We start from the raw sequence: 25,465 nt of genomic DNA on the forward strand, positions 1-25,465 counted from the left end.
GTTTCACGCGGTTCTACTTGGTTTCGCCGTCCTTGGTGACAACACCCGGTACGATTGGCTGCTTCGCAGGAACTTCTTCGCCCTTGATCACTTTAACAGCGGTTTCGACGGCAACCTTTCCCATTTGATCAGGATACTGCGCAATTACGCCGACCATGATCGGGTCGTTTTTGACTGCATTGCGGGCCTCTTCCATGCCGTCAAAGCCGATAACCTTAACCTGATTTTCGAGCTTTGCAGCTTTTACAGCGGAAGCCGCGGCCAGCGCTGCGTCATCACCAAATCCGAAGATGCCGACGATATCAGGATTGGCCTGAATGATGTTCTGAGCAGCAGCAAGCGCTTCTGAGCGGGTGATGCCCGGCTGAATCGAAACGATCTTGATGTCTGGATGGTTTGCGATGGCTTTCTTGAAGCCTTCGACGCGGTCAACAACCGACTGAACTGTCGGGTATTCGATGACAGCAACATTACCCTTGTCGCCAATGGATTTTGCCATCAGCTCGCCAGCCTTTTCGCCGCCGGCAAAATTGTCGGTGCCAACAAAGGAAGTCACATCGATATTGTTGGCTGGAACGTCAACGGTGATAACCTTGATACCAGCCTTCTGAGCCTTGGTGATAGCCGAGCGAACGCCCTTGCTGTCAACTGGCGAGATGATGATGACATCCACGCCCTTGGTGATGAAATCTTCAACGTCAGCAAGCTGCTTGCTGAGATCCTGATTGGCAATGGACACTTCGAGCGGCACATTTTCTGCCTGCGCTTCCTTCTTCATCGCTTCTGCGAGCGAGATGTAGAAAGGATGCTGCTGGGTGAGAAGCGATGCACCAATGCCTTCGGCGGAAGCAACGCCTGCCATCATGGCAAGGGCTACGCCAGAAAAAAGAATACGACCAAGCGATTTACGAAACATAATTTCCTCCGTGTAGAACCGGCATTTGCCGGGACGTCCTTCTGATTAGGGACACATAAACATTTCCTGCTGGGTTCAAGATTGTCGCCAATCCTAAAACCTCCCGGAAGGGCAGGTTCCTTCCTAAGCCCGTCTTAGGGCCTTTATTAGACATGATAGAGCCTGTTCGATGAGTCAATATAAAATTTATCACGTGTAAAATTTATAACGATTTAAAATTTGGATTTTGACGAAAGGTGAGGTCGATTTCATATTAAGAATCAAGGATTCGCCGCATATCCGTGCAAATTAGAGTTGCTTCTGTTAAAAAATAATTTTACGCATAGAAAGTAATGAACCCGTCTAGGCAGGCTCGTGACACGGGATGGGAGGAGCGGCAATGGCCGACAACAAAATCAGGACAATGGAAGAATTCGCTGTCGCAAGCGGTTTATCGCGCCCGACTGTTTCGAAATATTTCGATAATCCTGAGAGTGTTAAGCCGTCGACGCGGGCGCGCATTGAGAAGGCGCTGAAGGACCATAATTACCAGCCCAATATTTTTGCTGTTAGCATGAACCGCAAAAAGCCCAAGAATATTGGCGTCATTGTTCCACATATTTCCGATCCATTTTACGCCGAAATCATTCGCCAGATTGAAATGCGTTGTCTGGCTGAGGGCTATTGGACGATTGTTCTGTCTTCTCATGGCGATCGCAAGCTTGAAGCGCGAGCTATGCGTACGCTCATGTCGCTCAATATATCTGGTGTTTTGATGGCGCCGCTTGGCTTTGAAACTGATGCCAAGCTTCTTTCAAGCCTGTCGAATTCCATGCCAGTCGTTTTTCTGGATAGCCGTATTAGTGATGATCAGCCTTTTGTTGGCACGGATAATCGCCAGAGCATTGGCAATATTGTCGAGTATCTCTGCCGCACAGGTGAACACCCTTGTTTCATGGAAATGCCTGCCGTTAATCAGAATGCGATTGAGCGCCGTGCTGCCTACATCTCTTCAATGGAACGTCTGGGCATCGAGCCGATTGTCTTGCCGATGACGTCGAAAAAATGGAACTTCGAAGAGCTTGGTTATGAGGAAGCAGGGCGTATTCTAGATCGCGGCGGTTTTCCGACGCGCACCGTTTTGTGTGCCAATGACCGTATTGCTTTTGGTGTGATTTCAGCAGCTTATGAGCGGCGACGTCATGTTGGACGCGAAGAGGGATGCGATTTCCGTGTGGCTGGCCATGACGATCATCCGCTCAGTCGATTTACGTGCCCGCCATTAACAACGGTTGCTCAAAACTATCAAGCTATTGCGCGACTGGGGCTGGATATGCTGTTCTCTCGTATCAATCCTAAAGAAACAGGACGCGTTGTGAAAGACGAAGTGCGTCGGCTTGATACCCATCTTATTATAAGAGGTTCGGCGTAATACTTATGCGCTTGAAAACCGTCTGGATTTCGGACGGTTTTGTCAGGCCTGACACTCCAATCGAAAACTATATCTTTTCGGTATGAACAATTGGTAGTTACCCTTGACCCGTCGCCAAGTCTCTGCCAGCTTGCGGCAAATAGGGGGCTACCATGAAGCGATTTATTCCAATCACTGTAGGCATCTGCGCGGTTGCATTGGTCACCGCATGTACAACAGGTGACAACCCCAAAGGAAACAGTTCGGCAAATATCGCGACAGCTCCGCAGCAAGCAGCCGCACCCAAGCTCATCGATAGCTACACCGCTCATATCAGCGAGAAGGATAAGGTGGATCACAAGGGTGTTAAGCTTACAGATGCAAAATCAATCATATTGCAAGATCGTAAGAATTATTACGACTTCAACCAACGAGATAAGGGCGACACTCCGAGCAAATTATTCGCAACCAAAGAAGATAGGTGGGGCGAAGGCAAGCCAATTTCGGAAATGAAATGGGAACCTGTTTCTTCGGGGCATCCTGAAAAGGGCTATCAATGGAAAATGCGGCGAGGAGTTGAATATGAGATCATCAAAGGTAATCCTGATTTGACAATCCAGGTTTACAATGACGGCAACATTCACGTTGACCAGATACACCCCTATTAGCTGTTGCGGACCCAGATAGTACGCTGGCGAAAATCGACACCACTCGCTTATCCTCAGCGTTGTAGGCTTACTGGCACTTAATCGTGACGTGACTTGGCTTTCTCGTAAGCTTCAAAAAGCGCGGAAACGAGAACACCATTGATCCGCATGCCTGTCAGATCTGCATCCTTAATGTTGGAGTCCACCAGTGTAACGCCGCTGATGGTCAAGCCCGTCATATTGGCGTTAGTGATGTTGACGCCGGTCATATTGACGTCATTGAACTGCACTCCTGCGAGATTTACATCGTCAAACTCTGCATAGCTGAGATTAACATCGTTGAATTTCGCTTTGCTCAAAACGGCATAAAATCTTGCCTCGGTTAGGTTTACGCCGTCGAAATTCGCGCCGGACATATCTGCGCGACGAAAGTGCTGGCCCTGCATTTGGGGTCCGTCGAATGAGTTGTTCTTTGGCGTGTCGCTCATGTTGGGTTCTTCCCCTTATTTGTTTCATCAACGCGTATAACTTGCACCATAGCAGATGACTATCAAAGGCGAACAAAAGCGACATTACAATAAGTGCAGGAACTACGGTTCAGCATCCTAGCTCCCGCTTGTTTATTAGTAGCGTCGGCGAATGAACATACCGGCCAATATTGATATTGTCACCGTGACAGTTAGCAGAACGAAGGCAAGGGCAGCGCCGAGTGGCCAGTTTGCTTTGTTCAGTATCTCAGTCACGATCATTGGAGCCATCATTCGGAACGACGGGCCACCAAGAAGTACTGGCGTGGCGTATGCATTCATTGTCAAAATGAATGACAAAACTGAAGCCGCGAGAAGACCCGGCATAATTTGTGGCATACGAACGAGCATAAAGCTTTGAAAAGGCGATGCGCCGAGGCTTGCAGCGGCATAATCGATGTTCTCATCCAGTCCCTCAAAGACACTTTGTAATGTGAGGACGACATAAGGAAGATTGACGGCCGTTATGCCGATAAAGACAGCTGTTGGTGTTTGCATGATCGTGAGCGGCGTAGAAATGATGCCGATTTTCATAAGAAGAAAATTCAACACTCCCGTCTGACCAAACGCGACCATCCAGCCCGCAGCGCGAACCGCGTTCGAAATGAACAGTGGCAGGATGATTGCCATAAGAAGTATTGTTTTAAGACTGCCGCTTTGTCGCGAAATCCAGTTCGCAAGCGGCAGGCTGAGTATGATGCAGACTGCTGTAACTGAACCTGCCATGAGCAAGGTCGTACCCATGCCTTTTAGATAGTATGTGTCGGTAAAGAATGTTGCAAAGTTTGCTAGTGTAAAGCCTTGCACCATAAATTCGCCGGGCACGAAATCATTAAAGCTGTAACGGAGCAAATAAAGCAGCGGCAAGGCCATGAATACAAGGACCAGCCCTGTCGCAGGCATGAGAAGTGCGGCGGCGGAAATTGATGTTTTTTGCATGGCTATACCGAGAAAGCTGGAGCTGAACCTGTCTGGCTTAGCCAGACAGGTCGTTGCGATAATCAGGCTTTGAACTCTTTGTTCCACCAGTTTTGCAGGTCAGCATCTGCCTTCGCGACATATTCAAGATCAGGCAGCACGAATTTTTCACGCTGCGCCGCAGTGTAATCAACTGCTGATGCGAGTTCGGCAGGTAATGCCACCTCAGCATTGGTTGGTGCATAGCCCATCTGCTCGGCAAAAGCTGTTTGCGGTGCTTGTTCAAGCATGGCATTCAAATACTCGTATGCAGCTGGCTTGTTCGGTGCGTTTTTTGGCACTGTCATGTCGGAGAGGTAGAGTCCGATACCTTCTTTTGGAATAGCAATTTCGATGTCGATACCTGCGTTCTTCCACATGTAGCCGCGTGCATTCCACATGATGCACATGACGATTTCACCGGACTTCAATGCCTGCGCAAGAGCCTCATTGGTAGGATAGATCTTCACACCCTGCTTTTTCAGCTCCAAGAGTTTAGCCTTGCCAGGCTCGTAATCCGACGCACTACCACCTGCAACCATTGCAGCTGATTCAATTGTCGTCTGATACTGAAGATCAATGACGCCAACGCGACCAGCATATTGCGGATCCCACAAATCAGCATAGGATGTCGGCGCTGGGCTTACCTGCTTTGGATTATAAAGAATAACCCGACCCGTGTAGATATGCGGGATGGAGTAGTTGGTGCGAATGAACGGCAGAACCTTGCTAAGGTTTGGAACTTTGGTTTCATCCAGCTCTTCGATAATTCCGTTCTGGAACATTTCAAAGCTTCCCTGACGGGTGAGGCATGCAATGTCCATTGATCCGCGTGGCAAACGCCGCTCTGCCAGAAGCTTTGCTTTGCGCACCGTATCTGTCGCAGGATCATAGATGACCTGCATACCGCTGCCCTTTAGATTGCCATCAGCGATGTTGATTTGTTGCAGGTTTTGGTAATCGCCACCCCAGGTACCAACAACGGCTCGACCTGACGCTTTGGCGAACGAAGGCAACATTGTTGAAGCGAAAAGGCTGCCGGAAAGGATTCCAAAAGTGCGTCTGCTTATTTTAGTCATGTTAGTTCCCCTTTTGATCGTTGATGAAGCATTCCCGGAGGTCTGTCGCCTCGTTCAGGAATAAATGATTAAAGCAGCACGACGTCCTCCGGCGCGATGCTCATTGAGATTGAACTTTCAGGAGTAAGATCGATGCCCGCCTCATTGAGTTCACGCGGCGATGCAACTGCGGTCAAATGCTGCCCGTCGGTCAGCATCAGATCAATCTCAACCATGCCACATAAGAACACATGTTTCTTGATAATAGCCGTCTGATTGTTTTGGGCTGAAGGCAGAGGTGCTTTGCTCAACCGCAGAGCTTCTGGCCGGATGAGCACTTCAGATGCTGTTTTGGAGCTTTGTGCTGCCTGAAAATGAACGCCGCCTTCAGTCGTAAAGCGCCCATTTTCGACCGCTTTTCCGGATAGGAAATTTGCACGTCCAATAAAATCGGCAACAAAGCGGTTTGCAGGCTGCTTATATAATTGCTCTGCATTGCCAATCTGTTCAATCAATCCCGAGCGCATGAGTACCAATCTGTCACCAACCGACATGGCTTCTTCCTGATCGTGCGTGACCATGATTGTTGTGATGCCAAGTGATTTCTGTAGGCTGCGAAGCTCGTCACGCACTTGCAAGCGCAGACGTGCATCCAGATTAGATAGCGGCTCATCGAGAAGCAGCATATCGGGCCGAATTGCGATAGCGCGGGCAATGGCAACACGCTGTTGTTGCCCGCCGGATAGCTGCTTTGGCAGGCGCTCCATCAGGTGTGCAAGATCAACGAGTTCAAGAGCGTGTTTAACGCGGTTTTTCAGCTCTGGTTCTGCCACTTTCCTGCGGCGCAGACCAAAGGCAACATTCTCAAAAATGCTCAGATGCGGGAAAAGCGCATAGTTCTGAAATACCAGACCAATATTGCGGCGATGCGGCGGTTCAAATGTAATGTCTCTGTTTCCAAGGCGCATAGTTCCCGCATCAGGTTCGATGAAGCCAGCCAACATGCGCAATGTTGTGGTTTTTCCGCACCCGGATGGCCCTAAGAAAATGAGAAACTCACCCTCATGAACATCAAGCGTCATGTCGGATACTGCTTTGAAAGCACCGTAGGTTTTGGTCAGTCCCTGAATTTGAACGTCAGCCATCAGACCATCCTCGAAATATTTACAAAGCGATTGGAAATCATCAGCATTAGCGCCACGAACAGCACTTGCAGTACCGAAACGGCGGCGATTGTTGGATCAATCTTCCATTCCAGATATTGCATCATCGCAACTGGAAGCGTGACCTGTCCTGGACCAGAGAGGAAAATCGAGACTTCAAGATTGCCGAAGCTGACAACGAACGAAAATACAGCAGCAGCAAATATTCCCGGTTTAATGAGCGGTAATGTCACCAGCCAGACAACAGTTGATGGTTTGGCGCCGAGCGAAGCGGCAGCTTCTTCGACTGACATATTAACACCTTCAAGCGAAGCCAGAAGCAGGCGGATACACCATGGGATTGTTAGCAAGACATGCCCTGCAACAAAAACCCCAGTTGAACCGACAATAGGCGCACCAGATGCTATCTCGATTTCAACAACCGTTACATAGAGCGCTGCGCCTATAACAATCGCTGGCACCGTGAGAGGTGACATCAAAAGTTGGATCAAGGAGCTGCGACCGCGAAAGCTTCGCCGTACAATCACCATTGCCGCAGGAACCGATACCAGCAGGCCAGCAATCATCGCGAAGCTTGCAACGGCGATTGAAAGCAAGAATCCGCTCAGAAACTGGGGCTGACGAAACGCTTCCGAAAACCAATGGAGCGTGTAGCCTTCAACCGGCAATGACAGTATCTCGTTCGAGATGACAGAAAGCCAGAACACAAGCACAAGGGGCAGAAGCATCAGCACAAGGCTGAATGCTATCATTGTCGCTGCTCCCAATCGTCCTAGGCGTTCTGTAAGAGAATTGCCTCGGACCATTCGACCTACTCCGCTAGGGTGTTTTTATGGAAGACGCCGCCCTTCATGATGGCAGTTAAGCACTCATCATGTCTTTCAAGTGTGGTGATGTCTTCTAGTGGGTTGCCATCCACAATCAAAAGATCAGCATAGGCGCCCGGCATAATAATGCCGATTTCGTCTTCCATGCCGCATAGTTTCGCTGAAACGCGTGTTGCTGAATGCAGAACTTCGCGGTTGGTCAAAACGCTTGCACGTAATGAAAATTCCATCGACTGATATTTATGAAGTTGCCCAAGCAAATCTGACCCGAATGCCATTGGCAGGCCCGCGTCACGCATGATTGCCAGCGACTCCAGTCCGCCACGGCGTACTGTATCAATTTTGGATTGGGAGTCTGCGCTTAAACCAAAGCTTGCACCTTCCATCGCCAATCCTTCATAGGCGACGAGCGTCGGGCAAGCGATTGCACCGGCTTCGGCAGCAAGTCGTGCAGTTTCAGGAGTGATAAGATTACAATGTTCTAATGACTTAACACCGCATTCGACAGCACGGCGAATAGAGGCATCTGAGTAGGTGTGTGCCGCAACATAAAGACCGTAATTTTCGGCCTCTTCAACGATGGCGCAAATTTCTTCGCGCGAGTATTGCAGTACGTGAATAGGATCATTGGGTGAAGCGACGCCGCCATTGGCCATGATTTTGATGAATTGTGCACCATTCTTGATTTCTTCGCGTGCAGCGCGACGCACTTCATCCACACCATCGGCAATGCGCCCCAAACTGCCCAATCGGGCTTCATGTAATGGACGATTGTCGTAACGCTTACGGTAATCGCCATGGCCGACTGTCTGGCTCAATGCTTTGCCGCAGATAACGAGACGAGGGGCTTCAACTGTGCCCTCATCGACAGCAAGCTTCAAGCCGAGATCAGCACCTGCCAAATCGCGCAGAGTTGTAAACCCGCGCATTAGCATATCGCGCATGATTTTGGCGCTGCGTAGAGCGATAAGGGATGTTGGTAAAGCAGCATTTTCAGCGAGGTCGACCAGAGTCGCAGCTACGTGTACGTGTGCATCCACAAGGCCTGGCATCAATGTGCGGCCAGCAAGGTCAATTCTCTGAGCATCAGGAGTATCAATGCGTTGGTCGCTCACCGCAACGATGCGGTCGCCTTCGACCAGCACTTCTAGTCCTGCTTTGAGGGTACCTTTATCGACATCAAGGACATGGCCGCCGAAAAACACAAAACTCGTCATTGTTTATTCCCCATTATGCGCCCGTTTCGACGCTTGTATACAGTAAGTATATTAGCAACATCCTTGCATGGGGATTTTGGTTTGTCTACATAAAAACAGGTCGGCTTGTTTTTATGTTGAAAACTCGCCTATAGCACTGTTTTAATTTATATTTATACGAATGTAGATCATTAGCCGTGTTGATTTTGAGTGCAGTTGGCTTAATATTGAGGCATTAATTTAACTGTCGTCACCTGTAGAGACCTCACCATATGAATCGCCCCGTAAACCCGAGCAAGGTTCAGAATTCGGCGCTATCAAGTAGAAAAACGCAAGCTGAACGCTCGTCTACGACGCGGTCACGTGTTTGCCAGGCTACACTTGAGGCACTTGCTGAGGTTGGGCATGGGCTAATTTCGACCGCGATGATCGCTCAAAAAGCAAAGGTTTCGCGCGGGGCACTCACGCATCAGTTTCCTTCGCGCAATGATCTTCTCGTAGCAGCTCTTCGACAGCTTCATGAGGATTGGGAAGTTGCTGATCCGTTTGGAGCCGATCCGAATGAAACCCAGTATACGCTGCCTGAACTGACAGAAGCTCTATGGTTGACGATTTTTTCGGACACGCGTTACATAGCTGCCATTGAACTGATGCTCGCGGCTCGCTTAGACAATGAGCTTGGTCAGCGACTACGCGATGAAATGAAGCGATGGGTCGATATACGTGATGTGCGCATATCGCTATTAGTGGGGTTCGAGCCTGACAATGAAACACATACCCTAAAGCTGCATCTCATTTTGTCAGTCCTGCGTGGTATAGCGGTTCATCAGAGCTTTGACCCGGAAATCGCTACTGGTCGAAAATTGGTCGATCTTTGGAAGCAAATTTTAAAAGGGATAATGGAAGAACCCAACTAATTATGCGTGCAGCTGAAATTGCAATATGCGCTTTTGTTATAATTTCAGCAATGCTTCGGCAGCGTCACCATCGATGATAAGGCCGTTTACTATGCCGCTTTTTAGCAGTGCCTTGGCAGCTACTGCCTTTTCTTGACCCGCGATGAGAAGAACAACCTGTACCTTCTGCAATTCAGAAAATCCCAATGCGATTGTGCGTTCGTTCATCTCGTGATCGACCTGGTGTCCATCTTTATTGAAGAAAATTCCATTTGTGTCGCCGATTGCGCCTGCTGTGTGCAGACTTTCGAGTTCTGATTTGCTCAACATATTCTGGCGGCGCAGCAATGAATCTTCTGTCAATTCACCTGCACTGATAAAACAAACCGATACCGTGCGAGCAATTTCCATTGCACGCGCCACGGAACGTTGGGAGATCAGAACCTTTCTGTCTTCGGCGGAATCAGCGATAAAAGGAACGGGAAGGAAAAAGCCTTGTCCACCCGTGCGACGTGCCAGCATGTTTACAACTTCAAACGGATTGTAAGCGGAGTTGGCTATCAACGAACCCATTACAGATATGAACCGCGCCTGCGGCGATGATACACCCGCAAGTTGAAGGGTCATTTGTTCGATTGTTCGCCCCCAGCCTGTTCCGATGGTGGCTTCTGGATTGTCTGCGAGAAAATTCTTTAGGTAAGTCGCCGCGGCAACGCCCACTGCGCGAAATGAAACCTGTTTGCGGATTTCTGACGTAGTATCGTCTGCGCTAAAGCCAAACGGCGGCGTAGAAATACAAAAATCCAGTTTATACCGACGTGTGATCTCGTTCTCAACGGGTAGTGTGCCCGCATTTTGGTGGTCGATGGATATGCTCACAAGACCGCTTTCGCGCGCTTCGCCCAAGATCTTATTTACGCGAGCACGGGTTAATCCAAGTTTGGAAGCAGTCGCCTCCTGGTTGAATCCACCAACGTAATATAGCCACGCCACGCGTACCATAAGGCTGTCTTCAGATTCACTCATACGCCCCTCAACCAATATTGTGCGGTTAAATTACAAATGTATTTTTGTTTGACATTTGTAATTTAACGACGCTTAATGCCATTCGTTCCGACCGACAAGAGCGCGAAAGAGTGTTCAGGTCAATTGGAATACCGAGCTGAAGCCATAGCAGTATCGCAACATCTTTCTTCGGAGGAGCGGGGATGGATGGCTGCGTGACTACAGTTCAGGGGGAGTTGCAGGACGATACAAGGCGCGGCGTTTCGCTAGTCACGTATCAAGTTCAACAATGTGAAGCTGGACAGTGGATATAACCACGTCGCTTCTGGGAGGAATAAATGGGATCGGGATTGTTTAAGAAGTCTGTCGCTGTTGCAGCTTTGGCCTTACTGATGGGCACAGCAAGCGCGTCGGCGACGAACGTTGCTTGGGTGCATTCCAATGCTGCTGCGCAGTCTGAACAGCGTGCCAAAGCTGGCTTTGATGCATGGCTGAAAGAAACCGGCAAAGATTGGAAAGTCAGTGTTCTTGATAGCGGTGGCTCTGGCGAACGCACGGCGTCCAATATTCAGGATGCGGCATCGCGTGGTGTCGATGCGATTATTGTTAGCATGTCGGATCTGCGCGCATCGCGCGCTGCAATCGACGCTGCGGTCGCAGCAAAAATTCCAGTTTTCGCCATTGATAGCGGACAGGTTGATGGTGTTCTCGTCGATGTGACAACCAATAACTGGGCGATGTCGGCCAGTGTCTCGCCTTATCTGCTCAACGAAATGGGCGGAAAGGGCAATCTGATTTTCCTGCGCATGGCGGAGCATCACGGCACGCGTAAGCGCGGCGGTGTGATGGCCACAGTGTTGAAAGAATACCCGGAAGTGAAGGTACTTGCGGAACATAATATCGACTACACGGCGTTTTTTGAAGACACGTCTAGCTCAATGCAGGATTATGCTGCCCGTTTTGGCGAAGAAATTAATGCTGTTTGGGCACCTTGGGATGAGCCAGCGCAGGCTGCCATCAATTCGTTGAATGCAGCCGGTCTGAAAAACGTGAAAGTTATCGGTATCGACGGTAATCCTCAGGCGATTGAGGAAGTCTGTAAGCCAGAAAGCCTTTTGATCGCGACTGTTTCCCAGCCTTTTGAAAAGATGGGTGCACAGACCGGTGAATGGATCGAGAGCATCGTCGTGAAGAAGGAAGATGCCGCGGCGGTCATTCCATCGAAGACCGTCTATCTCAATGCGCCGCTTATCACAAAGCAGAATTGTAAGGACTTCCTACCAAAGAACTAAGCACCCGTGCCTGCAACTGGCCGGGACCTGACGTTCCAAGTTCCGGCCATTTTTTAACCTGAAAATTCAATTCGCGGGAGTTCTTCGATGGCTGTAAGCCTTTCGCAGATCGTCATGTCATATCCCGGAACACTGGCGCTCGATCAAGTCAGTGCTGAATTCCGGTTCGATGAGGTGCATGGCCTGATCGGAGAAAATGGTGCAGGGAAGACAACCCTCGTCAGCATTCTTGGTGGCAGCAAAAGTCCGACGTCTGGCAACATCATTATTGATGGCACAGAGGTGCGACTAACAAGTGCTGGTGATGCTCTGCGCAAGGGCATTGCGCATGTCTCGCAAGAAGGCAGTCTCGTTCCCGGACTGACTGGTGCGCAGAATATTTTGCTGGGTGATGAGCCTCGTATGGGCCTCGGTGTTATTGACAAGAAAAAGGTTGTCAGCCGTGCAGACGCACTTCTAAGGCGCTGGTTTCCGCAAGTGTCCATCGACCTTGATGAGCAGGTTGATATGCTGCCGATGGCAGATCAAAAAATCATCGAAATTGTTCGTGCTTTGCGTGGGAATGTGCGGTTGCTTATTCTTGATGAGCCGACCGCCACATTGCCTGCGCGCGAAAAAGAAAGCCTTTGGGAAATCATCAAAACCTTGCCGCAACAAGGAGTTGGAATTGTCCTGATCAGCCATTTTCTTTCAGAGATCAAAGCTCTGAGCGACCGCATCACTGTTCTTCGCGATGGCAGACACATTGCAACGCTCGAGGCTGAAGACTCCAGTGAAGCGCAACTCATTGACCTGATGCTTCAACGCTCTGGAAGTAGCGAAGCCGTCGAGCAGGAAGCGCAACATGGTCGCGATCTTGGCCCCGTTGTGCTGGAAGTCAGCGATTGGCAGGCAGGTGGGGTTGTTGCTGATAATTTTGTCATTCGCGCCGGTGAGATTGTGGGCCTTATCGGTCTGACAGGGGCAGGGCATTTTGGCTTTGCACGCTCTCTTTATGCTGCAAGCGGTGTGACAAGCGGAAAACTTTTCTTTCAGGGCGAGGTTGTGAATAAAGTCGATGCACGAACCATGCAGAACAAAGGCGTGGCGCTCGTTCCTGATCACCGTATGGAGAATGCGCTAATCGGTGATTGGGATGTGCGCGAAAACCTCGCAATGGTGCATCCAACGCATTCAACCTTTGGTAGCACGGGCATTTTGTCGATGCGTCGCGAAGCGCTAGAAGCTGACCGCACAATGCAGTTGATGAATGTTAAGGCGCATTCGCATCGACAGTTCGTGAAGGACTTAAGCGGCGGTAACAAGCAAAAGGTTTCGATTGGCAAGTGGCTTTATGGTGCGGATGAGCATTACCGGCTGATGATTTTTATCGAGCCAACTGAAGGCGTCGATATTGGCGCCAAGCGTGAAATTCATGCGCAAATGCGCAGGCTTGCTGAAAAAGGCATAGCCATTCTCGTTACTTCTTCCGACCTTCTGGAAATCGCAGACGTGGCAGACCGTGTCATCCCGTTTGTGAATGGCAAACCCGGCCCACAGATTGAGCGTGGCGCATTCTCAGAAGCGAAATTTATTGCCGCAATGGCAGGAGTTACCCAATGAGTGCCCGATCTTCAGCGGTTTCGCCGCAATCATCCCGTCATGCCCAAAGTTTCGGTAAAAAGCTTAAAGGTGAATGGCTATTAAAATATAGCACGCTGTTTGTGCTTTTCCTGTTGTTTGCAGGTTTTTCGCTGACCGTTGACCGCTTTCTGACAGCAAACAATCTTCTCAATATTATCCAGCAGATTTCAATGCTCACCATTGTTGGTGCGGGTCTGACATTCGGTTTTGCTGCGCGGGAAATGGACCTTTCCGTCGGTTATATGGTTGGTATGTCAGGCATTCTGGTGCCACTAATGCTGGTTGCTGGATTTCCTTTGCCTGTAGCTCTTCTCGCCGGGCTTGGAGCAGGCCTCGTTGTGGGTTCGGTCAATGCAGTCTTGGTTACATTTGTTGGTGTGCCGTCGCTGATTGCCACACTCGCGGTTGGCTCCATTCTTTACGGCATCAACTTTTTGATGACAGGCGGACGCGCTATTTATGGAGGTCTTCCTGCAAACTATCTCTGGCTTGGCCAAGGTCAGCTCTTTGGCATACCGGTACTTGCCTATGCCATGGTGATTGTCGTTTTCGTGGCCTGGTTCTTGATGGAACGCACGGTGTTCGGCCGTTACATTTATGCAGTGGGTGGAAACCTCAAAGCAGCGGAGCTTTCCGGCGTTAATGGTCGCTTCTATCGCGCTGCCGCTCTTGTGGTCTGCTCAATTTTTGCAGCCGTCGCAGGTGCACTTCTTGCTGCACGTTTAGGCTCTGGTCAGCCCAATGCAGGCGAACGTTATCTGCTGGATGGGCTTGCTACAGTGTTTATCGGCATGACCATGTTTCGTCCGGGTACTGCAACAATTGCAGGGACATTTTTCGGCGCTCTCTTCATCGGCGTCATCAATAACGGCCTCAACCTCATTGGCATGGACACATACATCCAGAGCATTGTGAAGGGCCTTATCATTCTCGTGGCGGTCGCGGTTGTTTCGCGAACCACCAAACTGAAGCTTCTTTGAAGAACTGCGTTAGGCATTGAATCAAACATCATGAAAAACTTGAAACAGACAAGTCTGTCGGAGGCGCACGTGCAAAATCCGAGTAACTCTAATCTTCTCGAACTATACCAGACGATGCGGCGTATCCGCACCTTTGAAGAACGCGTCGGCGAGTTGTTCGTGCGCGGTCAGACGGCAGGTTCGATGCTTCACCTTTCGATTGGTGAAGAGGCCGCTGCTGCTGGTGTTTGTGCTGCCATGCAGCCACAGGACACGTTTACCACCCACCATCGCGGCCATGGTATCTTTCTGGCACGCGGCGCTGATCCTAAACAGATGATGGCGGAAATTGGTGGCAAGGAAACCGGCTATTGTCACGGCAAAGGTGGCTCCATGCACATCGCTGACATGGCGCTTGGGCATCTTGGTGCGAATGCCATTGTTGGTGGCGGTATTCCAGCTGTGGTTGGTGCAGGCCTTTCCAGCAAGTACCTTAAGAAAAACGCAGTTTCACTCGCCTTTTTTGGTGATGGTGCGATGCAGCAGGGTATTCTCTATGAGAGCATGAATATGGCAGCACTTTGGGGGCTTCCGGTTGTGTTTGTCTGCATCAATAATCAGTATGGCATGGGTACGCGTGTCGATCAGGCGACAGCCAATACAGCCTTCGACCAGCGCGCACATGCATTTGGTCTGAACGGTGCCGTGGTGGATGGCATTGATGTGGAGGAAGTCAAAAGCGTTGCGCAGGGTCTGATCGATGATGCGCGCCTTGGCAAACCTGGCTTCCTTTCGGTGAGTTGCTATCGTTTCTTTGGTCATGCCCGCATGGATAAGAGCCCTTATCGTGCAGAAGCAGAAGAAGCTGAAGGCCGTAAAAAAGATCCGGTTAAATTCACGCGTGATCGATTGATTTCGGAAGGTCTGGCACAAGAAGCAGAGCTGGATACGATGGATAGCGGTATCACTGCTGAAATGGATGCGACCATTGATTTCACTGTGGAATCCAAAGCACCGCCACTCACTTCCATGTTCAGAGATGTTTATGCGGTTGGCGAACCAGAACCCGAGCCAGTCCGCACCCGTATTGATCGTGTACTTTCCAGGGATGAAGCATAATGGTTGCCATGACTTACCGCGATGCGCTGCGTAAAGCGCTGGATGATGCCATGGCCGAAGACAACACCATCGTCGTGATTGGCGAAGAAGTTGGCCGTTATGGTGGTGCTTATGGTGTTACGAAAGACCTGATCGGTAAATATGGTGCTGATCGGCTGATCGATACGCCGATTTCTGAGCCTGCAATTATCGGTGCTGCTGTTGGTGCAGCTATGACTGGCCTTCGCCCGGTTGCTGAACTGATGTATATCGACTTTCTCGGCATGACGATGGATCAGCTTGCCAATCAGGCGGCCAAAATCCGTTATATGTTTGGCGGCCAGATCGGTGTGCCAATGGTTCTGCGTACCCAGGGCGGCACCGGACGTTCGGCTGGTGCGCAGCATTCGCAGAGCCTGGAAGCATGGATCATGCACACGCCCGGTCTGCGGCTCGTCATGCCTGCCACTGTGCAGGACGCCTATCATCTGCTGCGACAGAGCCTGACCAAACTTGATCCAGTGGTCTTTATTGAGCACAAGGCGCTTTATACCCGCAAAGAAGAAGTCGATCTGGATGCTGAGCCGCTCGAATGGGGCAAGGCGGCGGTGCGTCGCACAGGCAAAGATCTGGTCATCGTGACCTATTCGCGTCAGGTGCACTATGCGATGGATGCGGCTGAAAAGCTCGCTGCTAAGGGTATTGAAGCGACAGTCATCGACCTTCGCACGCTTAACCCACTCGATTTTGACACCATTCGCGAACACGTGGAGCGTGTCGGCAAAGCCATGGTTGTCTCCGAAGGTGTTATGACAGCCGGTGTTGCGGCAGAACTTTCAGCACGTATTACGGAAGAATGTTTCGACTATCTCGAACAGCCTGTCGTGCGCGTTGCGGGTGAAGATATTCCGATCTCGGTTTCGCAGGATCTCGAAGCGGGCAGCGTGCCAACGGCGGACTTGATCCGTTCGATCGCAGAGAGAATGCTGTCATGACTGAGCGTATTCTCAAAATGCCACGTCTCGGCGAAACAATGGAAGAAGGCAAAATTGTCGGCTTCCTTGTGAACCCCGGTGACAGTTTCAAGCGCGGCGATTCCATAATTGAGATTGAAACAGATAAGACCGTAGCGGAATTTCCTGCACTCGGTGATGGCACGCTTCATGAGTGGATTGGATCTATTGGGGATCATGTGGAGGTTGGTGCTGCCTTAGCGCGCATTGATATCGGCGATGGTCCTGACTGGACGGATGAGGGTGGCGAAAGCGCATCCTCTCCGGAAGAGCCGACTGCGCAGGCCCCCGCTAACGCAGTCGGTTCACCTGAAGGGGTTGTCGTGACAGAGCTCGATATGCCACGCCTTGGCGAGACAATGGAAGAAGGTCGCATCGTCCGCTGGTTGAAGGCCGTGGGTGATAGTTTCGAGCGTGGCGAAGCTATTCTCGAAATTGAAACGGATAAAACAGTCGCTGAATTTCCTGCGCTTGTGAGTGGCAAGCTAATCGAAATCCTGCGTCACGAAGGTGACATGGTGACGGTTGGCGATGCAATTGCGCGGATTGAAGTGCTTGCGGGTTCTGTCGCTGCGAAGCCGAATGCACCGCTCGCTGAAACAGTGTCAGCCTCTGTAATGCCAGCCGCTCGCAAAACCCCAACGCCAAGGCAAGCGAGCCACGGCCAACGGGTGCGTGCGACGCCTCTCGCACGTCGAATTGCGCGTGATAAAGGCATCGACATTAATCTCGTTTCAGGTACGGGTCGCAGGGGTCGTATTGAAAAAGAAGACGTGCTTGCAGCGTTAGGTGGCGCACGGCAAAGCGGCGACGTTCAATTTGTCGAGCTTGAAAATGGTCGCGTTGCCTATAGCGATCAGGGTTCGAAGACTGCTCCGACCTTCCTGCTTTTGCATGGATTTTCGGGAGATCGGACGACATGGAGCGGTATCACTTCAGGTCTGCGCCGCGCAAATTTCCGCGTTATCGCTCCTGATCTTCCAGCGCACGGCCTGACAACAATTGAAGCAGGCAACGTCGCTGAATTGAGCGCTTTTCTACCCGCATTCCTAGACGCACTGTCCTTGAAGGATGTTCATGTGGTCGCGCATTCGCTGGGAGCAATTGCAGCGACAGCTTTTGCCGCGAACTATCCTGATCGTGTGTCAGGGCTTACGCTTATTGCGCCAGCCGGCCTTGGTTCCGAAATTGATGCAAGTTTCATCTCTGGCATGGCGCATGCCACAACCGCTGGCGAAGTAACGCATCTGCTAAGACGCGTTGCGGCAAAGCCAGTGGAGCTTTCACCGGAACTTGCAGCGGACTTTGCCAACACAATGAACAAAGGCCGCCTCAAGGCGCTCGCTGATGCAATTGTCGGCTCATCTGGGCAGCGCACTGACGTTATCGCGCCGTTGGAAAAACTGACGCGCTTAATCCCTGTCCATGTTCTGGTCGGTCTCCATGACCGCATTATTCCCTGGCAGCAGGTAACGTCGCTGCCGCCAACAGTTGGTGTGCATTTCCTCGCCCAGTCCGGCCATATGCCGCAATGGGATCAGACGAAGGATGTTCTCGATCTGCTTTTGAGCTTCGCGGGAGGGGCTAATGACTGACATGAAAGCCAAACTTAAAGAAGCCCAGTTACGTCTTGGAGCTTTCGCTAAAGCAACACCAGAACTTATGTCTGGCTTTGCCAAAGTTAGCAAAACTGCCACCGCTGCGGGAAGCTTCTCTTCTGCTCAACGTGAGTTGATTGCAGTCAGCATTGCCGTCGTTAAAGGCTGCGAGGACTGCATTCTATATCATGTCGATGCAGCAATCCGCCATGGCACAACGGAAGCAGAACTGCTCGAAGCGTTGGAAGTTGCTGTCGAAATGGGTGGTGGTCCGGCTGTGATGTATGCGGGTAAGGCACTTGAAGCATTCCGCGGATTAAGTTGAGTTGAGAGCATTGCGAAAACTGGAGGCGTTTTCGCTATCGCTTTGGGAGGAGTTGAATGGCTTATTTTCTGACCGCCGATGGAGGCACAGAAAGCATCCGCGCGCGGGTTTATGATCTGTCAGGCATTTGCCTTGCCAGTGCTGCAGTGCCTTATGAAACGAAGTTCGCAAGCGGTGCGCGCGCTGAGCAAGACCCGGAAGACTGGTGGGCTTCGTTTGTTCAGGCGGCACGTAAAGCGATTTCAGAATCAAGAGTGGATCCGGCCGCAATTGAAGCGATCACACTTGCGACGACAAGCTGTACAGTCGTTGCTCTCGACGCCGACGGTAAGCCCTTGCGTCCGTCGATCATATGGATGGATGTTCGCGCGAGTGCAGAGGCTGAGGCGGTTCTTGCTACGGGCGATGAAGCACTTCTGGCAAATGGTGGTGGGCAGGGACCGGTTTCAGCAGAGTGGATGATCCCCAAGGCACTCTGGATTGCGCGCAACGAACCTGAGATTTTCGAGAAAGCCGTAACGATCTGCGAATATCAGGATTTTATGACTTTGCGCCTCACTGGCGAAAAGGCAGCAAGTCTCAACAATACATCTCTGCGCTGGCATTATTCAACTGATCGTGGTGGCTTCCCAACCTCTCTGTTAGAAAAGATCGGCCTTGGGGCCCTGTCACAGAAATGGCCATCCCGCGTTGTTGCCCCCGGCGAAGTTATCTCTACGCTTTGCGCCTCTGCCGCTGCTGAACTTGGTCTTAGTCAGAAGGTCAAACTGGTGCAGGGAGGCGCGGACGCGCTGATCGGAATGATTGGTCTTGGCGTCGCGATGCCCGGCCAACTCGCTCTGATAACCGGCTCATCGCATTTGCAATTTGGCGTGTCAGACCAACCACTCCATGCGCCGGGTATTTGGGGGAGCTACCCCGATATTCTTTATCCGGGACGCTACATTATCGAGGGTGGTCAGACATCAACCGGATCAATCATTGCATGGCTTGGCCGTATGATGAATGGCACCATGGATATGGAAGAGTTGAACCGCAAAGCAGCAGCGCTTGAACCGGGAGCTGACGGGCTTCTGGTTCAGGATCATTTTCAGGGCAATCGCACGCCTTACACTGATGCGCGGTCGCGTGGTGCCATCGTGGGCCTGACGCTGGCGCATGAGCCGCACCATGTTTTCCGGGCAATCATGGAAGGCATTAGTTTCGGTACGCGAGCTATTCTCGATGCCATGGCAGATGCTGGTTATCGCGGACAGGAAATCACGGTTGGCGGCGGTGCCAGTGCTTCACCGCTATGGCTGCAAATTCATGCGGATACGGCGGGCTTGCCTGTGTGTGTTCCACAGTCACGCGATGCGCCTTCTGTCGGTGCCGCAGTTCTGGCGGCCCATGGTGCGGGCTATTTCTCCAGCATAGACGACGGAATAGCTGCGATGGTCAAGCCCGGCGCGCGCATCGAACCGCGACCACGCGAAGCCGCGATCTATAATGAGATCTATCAACAATATCGTGCACTTTATCCAGCTTTAAACTCCGTTCGTGGAACCTGAGGATAAGATGATGAATGATTTTCAACTGACCGGTAAACGTGCTGTCATTACTGGCGGGGCGAAAGGTATTGGACGTGCTGTTGCTGAACTTTTTGTAGAGGCAGGGGCTAACGTCATCATCACGGATAGGGATGAGTTGGCGGGTGCTACGGCTGTTGCAGAACTCAATGTAGTCAGAGCTTCGTCCGCAAGTCTTCATGTTCTTGATGTGACAAACAGGGATGCGGTTGAACGCGCGGCAGAAGCTATTGTCAGCGAATATGGCGTGCCAGATATACTGGTAAACAATGCCGGTATCGTGAAAAATGCGCCTGCTTCGGAAACGACCGAGGCAGACTGGCGTGCCGTGATTGACGTTAATTTAAATGGTGTCTTCTTCTGCGCGCAGGCGTTTGGAAAGCGCATGTCTGCCGCAGGTCGCGGTGCTATCGTCAATATCTCCTCCATATGCGGAGAGGTTACCGTCTATCCGCAGCCACAAGTTGCCTACAACGCGGCCAAGGCAGGTGTGAATCTTATCACTAAGTCATTGGCTGTTGAGTGGGCCAAGCAGGGCGTGCGGGTGAATTCTGTTGCTCCCGGTTATACAGCTACGGAACTCACAATTGCTGGGCGCAGTAATGAGGAATGGTTCTCGCATTGGCTCGCCATTACGCCGCAGGGGCGGCTCGGTGAACCGCGTGAGATTGCCAATGCCGTTCTGTTCCTCGCATCCGATGCGGCGAGCTTCATAACCGGCACCGTGCTTGTCGTAGATGGTGGCTACACCGCGCTATAATGTTGGAGGAAAAATGACCAAACAAACAAAAATAGCACTTGTCACGGGCGCAAGTCGCGGGATTGGCCGAGCCATTGCTATTGGCATGGCAAAACGTGGCTTCGACGTAGCTATCAATGACATCGAACGCCAGAAAGACGCATTGGAAGAGGTTGCGGGCGAAATCGGAGCCTTGGGCCAGCGCGCGCTTGCTGTTTATGCTGATGTCAGCAACAAAACTGATGTTGAAGCAATGGTCACTAAAACCATCGAAGCCTTTGGCCGGATCGACGCAATTGTGAACAATGCAGGTATTTTGATCGCGAGCGATGTTGAGCATTTGAAAGAAGAACATTGGGACAGTGTGCTGGATATTAATGCCAAGGGCACGTTTCTTGTCATTCAGGCCGTGCTGCCACACATGAAGAAGCAGCACTATGGTCGTATTGTGAACATTGCCTCCATCGGTGGCAAGCATGGCGCACCGGAACAGGCGCATTATTCAGCATCCAAAGCCGCAGTCATGGGCTTTACGCGCGTACTCGCACAAGAGGTCGGAACCTTCGGAATTACGGCCAATTGCATTTGCCCCGGAATTATTCTGACCGATATGGGCCGCGTTAATCTGGATGATGTGGCGGTGCGTGAAGCATGGCAAGAGAAAACTGCAATGCGCCGCATTGGCGATCCAGAAGACGTTGTTGGCCCAGTGGCATTTCTTGCATCCGACGACGCAGCTTTTGTTACCGGGCAAAGCCTCAATGTCGATGGCGGTATTGTTTTTAGTTAAGCGCACTGCCACAGAATAACTTTGTAAAGGCGTATAGATAGCCTGTACCAGAACGCGCAGACCATCATTGGCGTCAATCAAGCGATGACAGCTGTTGATGAGGGGATGTTGCCGTGGGAGGTGTTCAACGGTATTTTCGCAGGTGTTGGTGGCCCATTTGCGATTCAGAATAGACCGACGGCAAAAGGCCCCCCAATAACGATTGAGGCTAAGGGAATCGGCAACTCGAACCGCTTAGTAATTGATCCCAAGATCAGCGGCCAGTTAGCTCCTCGCGGGTGGACAGTGAAGGATGTATTCAGTGCTGTGGTTGGCTTACCAGTAGGAAGTACTTTTGATAATCGAACCGCTGCCAAAACGCCTGATGGCTTACTTCGTAATGATACTGCGACTGTATACGGATCAAAAGCGGGTTACATTGTGGTTAATGATCGAACTGGAGAGATAGTTCAAGTGAGTGGCAAGAATGATCCGAACTGGATTCCGGATAGCCGAATAAAATGGAATTAATGTGATGTGTATTGATAGCTCTCACCTTTATGACGACGGCCTTCTTTTTTTTCAGCTGAACGGAAATGCAGTCATGAGGCTGAGCAGGACGGCCGCGATGTCAGTGTGCAGATTAGCGACAGACCGCAGTTTTCATGTCCTCAGGGTTGAAGGTGGAATTTGGCATTCCCCCGGCTTTGAAGCGAGAGTAGATAGTATTTGGGATAGTAAGTATGGTAATTTAAATAATGATATTATAATGACTAACAATGAATCTGCGGTTGAATTCATCAAAAACGAGAGTTTTGATATAAATTCTTTTATAATAACTGTTTCAGGTGTTGTGTTGTGATTTTTTATTAAGGTGCTTGTTTTTTCTATCTCTTATATTTGGTAATGTAGATGGAATGTGCGCATTTTATTGTAGACGGAATGCTTTCGGGAACAGGTATCCGCGACGTTAATAACGGTGGATATATCGATCCGTCTGCCATTGGCGTATCGTTCGAATTAAGGGCTAGGATTACGGAATGGTTGGAAAGATACGAGCAGGCCCATTTTTTTCAATTTGAGAATACGGAGGAAAATGAGGTCCTCAATGAGGACGGTATAAAAATCGCACGATTACTAAAAGCGGAATTCCCGGATCACCAAATAACTTATTTTTCGAATGCCCAGTTGAAGCAATTGCCGTTTAGTTAGCTGCCGTGGGAGGTGTTCAACGGTATCTTCGCAGGTGTTGGTGGCCCATTTGCTGTTAAAAATAGACCGACACAAAATGGTAAGCCGGATATTCAAAATGGAAGGGGGCCAACTTATCCAAATCAGCAGATAAATGGTCGACCAATAGAATTTGATGGTAAGTATTATTCAGCTGATGGATTCAAATTCAGTGATAGATACTATACATATCTTTATAATAACGGTAGGCCTGCACCTTTCTTGCAAGCTAGAGAGATTATGAACAGTAACCCTGTGGTCACTCCTGACCCACAGGGAGCGGCGGGTTTCTTTCGATATGAGGGGGCAGGGCTTGAGATGATTTATAATCCGAGCACGAAACAAGTTGTTCATATTCAACCTATTAGATGAGGTATTCAATGGAAACGCGCGCGTTGCTGGATTTTCTTGGTGAAACTCTCAAAGAGTATTCGGAATCCAAGGAAAAGATTAAGCACTGCCTTTTAGCTTTAGAGATAAACTGTCGTCGTCTAATTGAACAAATTAGAATATCAAATCGCGATAGTGCCGAAGGAAAATTCGATGAGCTACATCGAATCCAGGCGGTTCTTTCCAGAGCTGTATTTGTTCAAGATGTCGATATTGGTGACGCATTGATGTCTGTTGTTAGAGACTTTGAAAGATTAGACGAACCGGAGTCACGTGATTATTGGTTTAAGCGAATGCACGATGGGTACGTATTGCCTTCTTCGTGAATAAGCTTAACAAAACTGGTGATGTACGCAGTCAAGCAGACGGACATTACGGGGAAAGACTACGCCCAAAATGATACCGCGTCCGCGTTCCTTGACAGCATCGCTCCAAAATGAGGGATACCGTATATATGCTCTGAAGGAGCAAAGGATTGCGGGCAGACGTGGTTCCATGCAAGCGGTGAGCAGTATCGCGATTCAACCATCAATTCGAATTTCTTCGAGCAGACTGCGAAATACTACAACACGGCGTCTGGTGTTTATAACAAGGAGCATCTCAGTCAGATTGATATAGCTGGCAGCCTGTACCAGAACGCGCAGACCATCGCTGGCGTCAATCAGGCAATGACAGCGGTTGACCAGGGGATGCTGCCATGGGAGATGTTCAACGGTATCTTCGCAGGTGTTGGCGGACCATTTGCGGTTAATGCTCCATCGAAGTTAAACACGGGAACGGCAACCGAAGCCGCACCTTCTGAAATGTGAGCCTACCTTGGAAGCAAGCTGGAGTTCCTATTCGGCAATGCATCTGGTACGAAAAAGAATATTGACCGGTCACAAGCAATGCAATTGCAGCTAAAAAGCATAGGGCTCAATGATGATGCTGCGACCCGTTCATATGTAGCCAACCATATGAATAGTATTCTTAACGATCCTTCTAACATAGTTCGAGTGCAACCTGATGGAAGATCGGTAAGGGAATCTTTACTGTCTGGTCCTACGGGAATAGTAAAAATGGAGACTATCTGGGATGGAAACAAGTTGATAACCCTCAAGGTATTTGGAGGGAATCCATGAAGATTTTCATCTCAGAAAGGACAACAATGGCATTTCGTGAATTGCGCGAGTTGTTGGAAGGCGAGGGGGCCAGATATATAATCTTAGGACGAAATGCAGAAGCTCCACGAGCTAGTTATTTAATCAGAACGCCGATGTGTAATCTCGGGATAATTTCATCCGAATTCGGTGGAAGTCAGCCGATTGCGGCTCAATTAACTGGAGAAAAACTCTTAGTTTGCTATGACGCCTTATATAGTGTTTTAAGTACGAGCGAAATAGAAAGTATATCTCGAGATTTAGAAGGAGTATTCTACCAATTGCTGGATAGCTTTGTTGAAGATGGTTATATAATTGTACATGAGATAGGTTTAAAAAAAATTGATCTTGAAGGCCAGGAAGCCTGGTCGATTTCAACTGAAATAATCGAGAGTGTTGATGTGAATAGGGACGGCAGAATAATTGTGAAGCTCAACGAAAATACTCGGACAATTGAAATCGATGCCCGTACGGGTGAAGGAGTATCTCGGACAGATTGATATAGCGGGCAGCAAACTGCCGGACTGTCCCTGAAACAGATGAAAGCTCGAACAAGTCTGTATCGCTCGGCATTAGTACATCCGGCATCTCAGCAGGCACTGAACGGGTTCTGGTGAAACCAACTGGATCGGCGAGCAGACCGGTCTCGTGTCGAAAGGCGAGATGGATGTGTACGTCGAGGGCAACGCGCATCTTGGTGCAGGTAAGATTGTTTCTGAGAGCGGGGATCTGACGCTTGATACTGGTACGCTGACCCATGAGGACTTCTCCGGATCGAAGAAATATGAAGGCTTCGATATTCAGGCCAATATTGACCTGACGCCGAAGGATGCAGAAGGCAACAAACAGCAGCAACCAGATCAGACCTCTCAGCCAAAGAACTCAGCTGAAGGCACCTATCAGCTTGACGATACCCGCCAGGAAGTGCGTGCCACCGTTGGGCCGGGCGAGATCATTATTCGTGACAAGGACAAGCAGGCTGAACTGGAAGCGGGCGGCCAGATCGAAGACGTCGCCGCGCTCAACCGCGATCCCGACAAGGCTTACGAAATCACCAAGGATAGGGCAGATGACGGGTAATGTACAAAAGCATGTGTGGGCGGATCTTGCCGATGCCCCTGTGACTTCCGACGTCTATGG

General features: G+C 50.3%; 28 protein-coding genes. 20 read left to right on the top strand and 8 right to left on the bottom strand.

Annotation, left to right across the window (positions count from 1 at the left end):
* Positions 1 to 13: 13 nt before the first annotated feature.
* The gene (locus tag WH356_RS15735; protein ID WP_339512431.1) at positions 14 to 916 is read right to left on the bottom strand and encodes a substrate-binding domain-containing protein; all 903 of its coding nucleotides are present in this window, start codon (positions 914 to 916) and stop codon (positions 14 to 16) included.
* Positions 917 to 1,295: 379 nt separating this feature from the next.
* On the opposite strand from WH356_RS15735, the gene WH356_RS15740 reads away from it, so the two are divergent.
* Together WH356_RS15740 and WH356_RS15745 are read left to right on the top strand one after the other, a co-directional pair.
* Positions 1,296 to 2,327 (top strand): LacI family DNA-binding transcriptional regulator, encoded by a 1,032-nt coding sequence (locus WH356_RS15740; RefSeq protein WP_339512433.1) that lies wholly within the window; start codon positions 1,296 to 1,298, stop codon positions 2,325 to 2,327.
* A gap of 152 nt (positions 2,328 to 2,479) precedes the next feature.
* Positions 2,480 to 2,974 (top strand): hypothetical protein, encoded by a 495-nt coding sequence (locus tag WH356_RS15745; protein WP_339512435.1) that lies wholly within the window; start codon positions 2,480 to 2,482, stop codon positions 2,972 to 2,974.
* 77 nt (positions 2,975 to 3,051) lie between these two features.
* Here the strand turns inward: WH356_RS15745 and WH356_RS15750 are convergent, their stop codons facing one another.
* The 6 genes from WH356_RS15750 to WH356_RS15775 form a co-directional block, all read right to left on the bottom strand.
* A complete protein-coding gene (locus WH356_RS15750) occupies positions 3,052 to 3,441 on the bottom strand; it encodes a pentapeptide repeat-containing protein (protein WP_339512437.1) in 390 nt (129 codons plus the stop codon).
* 135 nt (positions 3,442 to 3,576) lie between these two features.
* A complete protein-coding gene (locus WH356_RS15755) occupies positions 3,577 to 4,419 on the bottom strand; it encodes an ABC transporter permease (RefSeq protein WP_339512439.1) in 843 nt (280 codons plus the stop codon).
* Positions 4,420 to 4,481: 62 nt separating this feature from the next.
* Complete coding sequence (locus WH356_RS15760) at positions 4,482 to 5,516, bottom strand: ABC transporter substrate-binding protein (protein ID WP_339512441.1); 1,035 nt, start codon at positions 5,514 to 5,516, stop codon at positions 4,482 to 4,484.
* Positions 5,517 to 5,584: 68 nt separating this feature from the next.
* A complete protein-coding gene (locus WH356_RS15765; protein ID WP_339512443.1) occupies positions 5,585 to 6,640 on the bottom strand; it encodes an ABC transporter ATP-binding protein in 1,056 nt (351 codons plus the stop codon).
* Complete coding sequence (locus tag WH356_RS15770; protein ID WP_339512445.1) at positions 6,640 to 7,410, bottom strand: ABC transporter permease; 771 nt, start codon at positions 7,408 to 7,410, stop codon at positions 6,640 to 6,642. Before WH356_RS15770 ends, WH356_RS15765 begins: the two co-directional genes overlap by 1 nt.
* Before the next feature lie 59 nt (positions 7,411 to 7,469).
* Positions 7,470 to 8,702, bottom strand: coding sequence for a metal-dependent hydrolase family protein (locus WH356_RS15775; RefSeq protein ID WP_339512447.1), 1,233 nt, complete (start codon positions 8,700 to 8,702; stop codon positions 7,470 to 7,472).
* A 251-nt stretch (positions 8,703 to 8,953) separates the two neighbouring features.
* On the opposite strand from WH356_RS15775, the gene WH356_RS15780 reads away from it, so the two are divergent.
* Positions 8,954 to 9,598, top strand: a complete 645-nt coding sequence (locus WH356_RS15780) for a TetR/AcrR family transcriptional regulator (RefSeq protein WP_339512449.1) — start codon at positions 8,954 to 8,956, stop codon at positions 9,596 to 9,598.
* A gap of 36 nt (positions 9,599 to 9,634) precedes the next feature.
* On the opposite strand, the gene WH356_RS15785 is transcribed toward WH356_RS15780, so the two are convergent.
* The gene (locus WH356_RS15785) at positions 9,635 to 10,603 is read right to left on the bottom strand and encodes a sugar-binding transcriptional regulator (protein WP_339512451.1); all 969 of its coding nucleotides are present in this window, start codon (positions 10,601 to 10,603) and stop codon (positions 9,635 to 9,637) included.
* A 317-nt stretch (positions 10,604 to 10,920) separates the two neighbouring features.
* Here WH356_RS15785 and WH356_RS15790 point away from each other — a divergent pair, with 317 nt between their 5' ends.
* From WH356_RS15790 to WH356_RS15870, 17 genes are all read left to right on the top strand, one after another.
* Entirely contained in the window at positions 10,921 to 11,874 is a 954-nt protein-coding gene (locus tag WH356_RS15790) for a sugar ABC transporter substrate-binding protein (protein ID WP_339512453.1), read from the top strand.
* A gap of 87 nt (positions 11,875 to 11,961) precedes the next feature.
* Positions 11,962 to 13,476 carry a sugar ABC transporter ATP-binding protein gene (locus WH356_RS15795; protein ID WP_339512455.1) on the top strand — a complete coding sequence of 505 codons (1,515 nt, stop codon included), beginning with the start codon at positions 11,962 to 11,964 and terminating at the stop codon, positions 13,474 to 13,476.
* A complete protein-coding gene (locus tag WH356_RS15800; RefSeq protein WP_313828355.1) occupies positions 13,473 to 14,477 on the top strand; it encodes an ABC transporter permease in 1,005 nt (334 codons plus the stop codon). Before WH356_RS15795 ends, WH356_RS15800 begins: the two co-directional genes overlap by 4 nt.
* A gap of 69 nt (positions 14,478 to 14,546) precedes the next feature.
* Positions 14,547 to 15,575, top strand: coding sequence for a thiamine pyrophosphate-dependent dehydrogenase E1 component subunit alpha (locus WH356_RS15805; protein WP_339512458.1), 1,029 nt, complete (start codon positions 14,547 to 14,549; stop codon positions 15,573 to 15,575).
* On the top strand, positions 15,575 to 16,549 hold the full coding sequence (locus WH356_RS15810) for an alpha-ketoacid dehydrogenase subunit beta (RefSeq protein ID WP_339512460.1): 975 nt from the start codon (positions 15,575 to 15,577) through the stop codon (positions 16,547 to 16,549). Before WH356_RS15805 ends, WH356_RS15810 begins: the two co-directional genes overlap by 1 nt.
* Complete coding sequence (locus WH356_RS15815) at positions 16,546 to 18,162, top strand: acetoin dehydrogenase dihydrolipoyllysine-residue acetyltransferase subunit (protein WP_339512462.1); 1,617 nt, start codon at positions 16,546 to 16,548, stop codon at positions 18,160 to 18,162. Before WH356_RS15810 ends, WH356_RS15815 begins: the two co-directional genes overlap by 4 nt.
* Positions 18,155 to 18,490, top strand: a complete 336-nt coding sequence (locus WH356_RS15820; protein WP_339512464.1) for a carboxymuconolactone decarboxylase family protein — start codon at positions 18,155 to 18,157, stop codon at positions 18,488 to 18,490. The genes WH356_RS15815 and WH356_RS15820 overlap by 8 nt, the downstream gene beginning before the upstream one ends.
* A gap of 56 nt (positions 18,491 to 18,546) precedes the next feature.
* On the top strand, positions 18,547 to 20,040 hold the full coding sequence (locus tag WH356_RS15825) for an FGGY-family carbohydrate kinase (RefSeq protein ID WP_339512466.1): 1,494 nt from the start codon (positions 18,547 to 18,549) through the stop codon (positions 20,038 to 20,040).
* Positions 20,041 to 20,047: 7 nt separating this feature from the next.
* Complete coding sequence (locus WH356_RS15830) at positions 20,048 to 20,818, top strand: SDR family NAD(P)-dependent oxidoreductase (protein ID WP_339512468.1); 771 nt, start codon at positions 20,048 to 20,050, stop codon at positions 20,816 to 20,818.
* 13 nt (positions 20,819 to 20,831) lie between these two features.
* Positions 20,832 to 21,587, top strand: coding sequence for an SDR family NAD(P)-dependent oxidoreductase (locus tag WH356_RS15835; RefSeq protein WP_339512470.1), 756 nt, complete (start codon positions 20,832 to 20,834; stop codon positions 21,585 to 21,587).
* Between the two features lie 84 nt (positions 21,588 to 21,671).
* The gene (locus WH356_RS15840; RefSeq protein ID WP_339512472.1) at positions 21,672 to 22,097 is read left to right on the top strand and encodes a colicin E5-related ribonuclease; all 426 of its coding nucleotides are present in this window, start codon (positions 21,672 to 21,674) and stop codon (positions 22,095 to 22,097) included.
* A gap of 73 nt (positions 22,098 to 22,170) precedes the next feature.
* Positions 22,171 to 22,428: a colicin immunity protein gene (locus WH356_RS15845; RefSeq protein ID WP_339512629.1), complete on the top strand. Its 258-nt coding sequence runs from the start codon at positions 22,171 to 22,173 to the stop codon at positions 22,426 to 22,428.
* 362 nt (positions 22,429 to 22,790) lie between these two features.
* The gene (locus tag WH356_RS15850) at positions 22,791 to 23,168 is read left to right on the top strand and encodes a hypothetical protein (protein WP_339512474.1); all 378 of its coding nucleotides are present in this window, start codon (positions 22,791 to 22,793) and stop codon (positions 23,166 to 23,168) included.
* 8 nt (positions 23,169 to 23,176) lie between these two features.
* Complete coding sequence (locus tag WH356_RS15855; RefSeq protein WP_339512476.1) at positions 23,177 to 23,512, top strand: hypothetical protein; 336 nt, start codon at positions 23,177 to 23,179, stop codon at positions 23,510 to 23,512.
* 342 nt (positions 23,513 to 23,854) lie between these two features.
* Complete coding sequence (locus WH356_RS15860; protein WP_339512478.1) at positions 23,855 to 23,995, top strand: hypothetical protein; 141 nt, start codon at positions 23,855 to 23,857, stop codon at positions 23,993 to 23,995.
* Between the two features lie 308 nt (positions 23,996 to 24,303).
* Positions 24,304 to 24,825, top strand: a complete 522-nt coding sequence (locus WH356_RS15865) for a hypothetical protein (protein ID WP_339512480.1) — start codon at positions 24,304 to 24,306, stop codon at positions 24,823 to 24,825.
* A gap of 163 nt (positions 24,826 to 24,988) precedes the next feature.
* Positions 24,989 to 25,405, top strand: a complete 417-nt coding sequence (locus WH356_RS15870; RefSeq protein WP_339512482.1) for a hypothetical protein — start codon at positions 24,989 to 24,991, stop codon at positions 25,403 to 25,405.
* Positions 25,406 to 25,465: the final 60 nt, after the last annotated feature.

It is taken from the genome of Ochrobactrum sp. MYb379 (genome assembly GCF_037479515.1).
Lineage (GTDB): Bacteria > Pseudomonadota > Alphaproteobacteria > Rhizobiales > Rhizobiaceae > Brucella.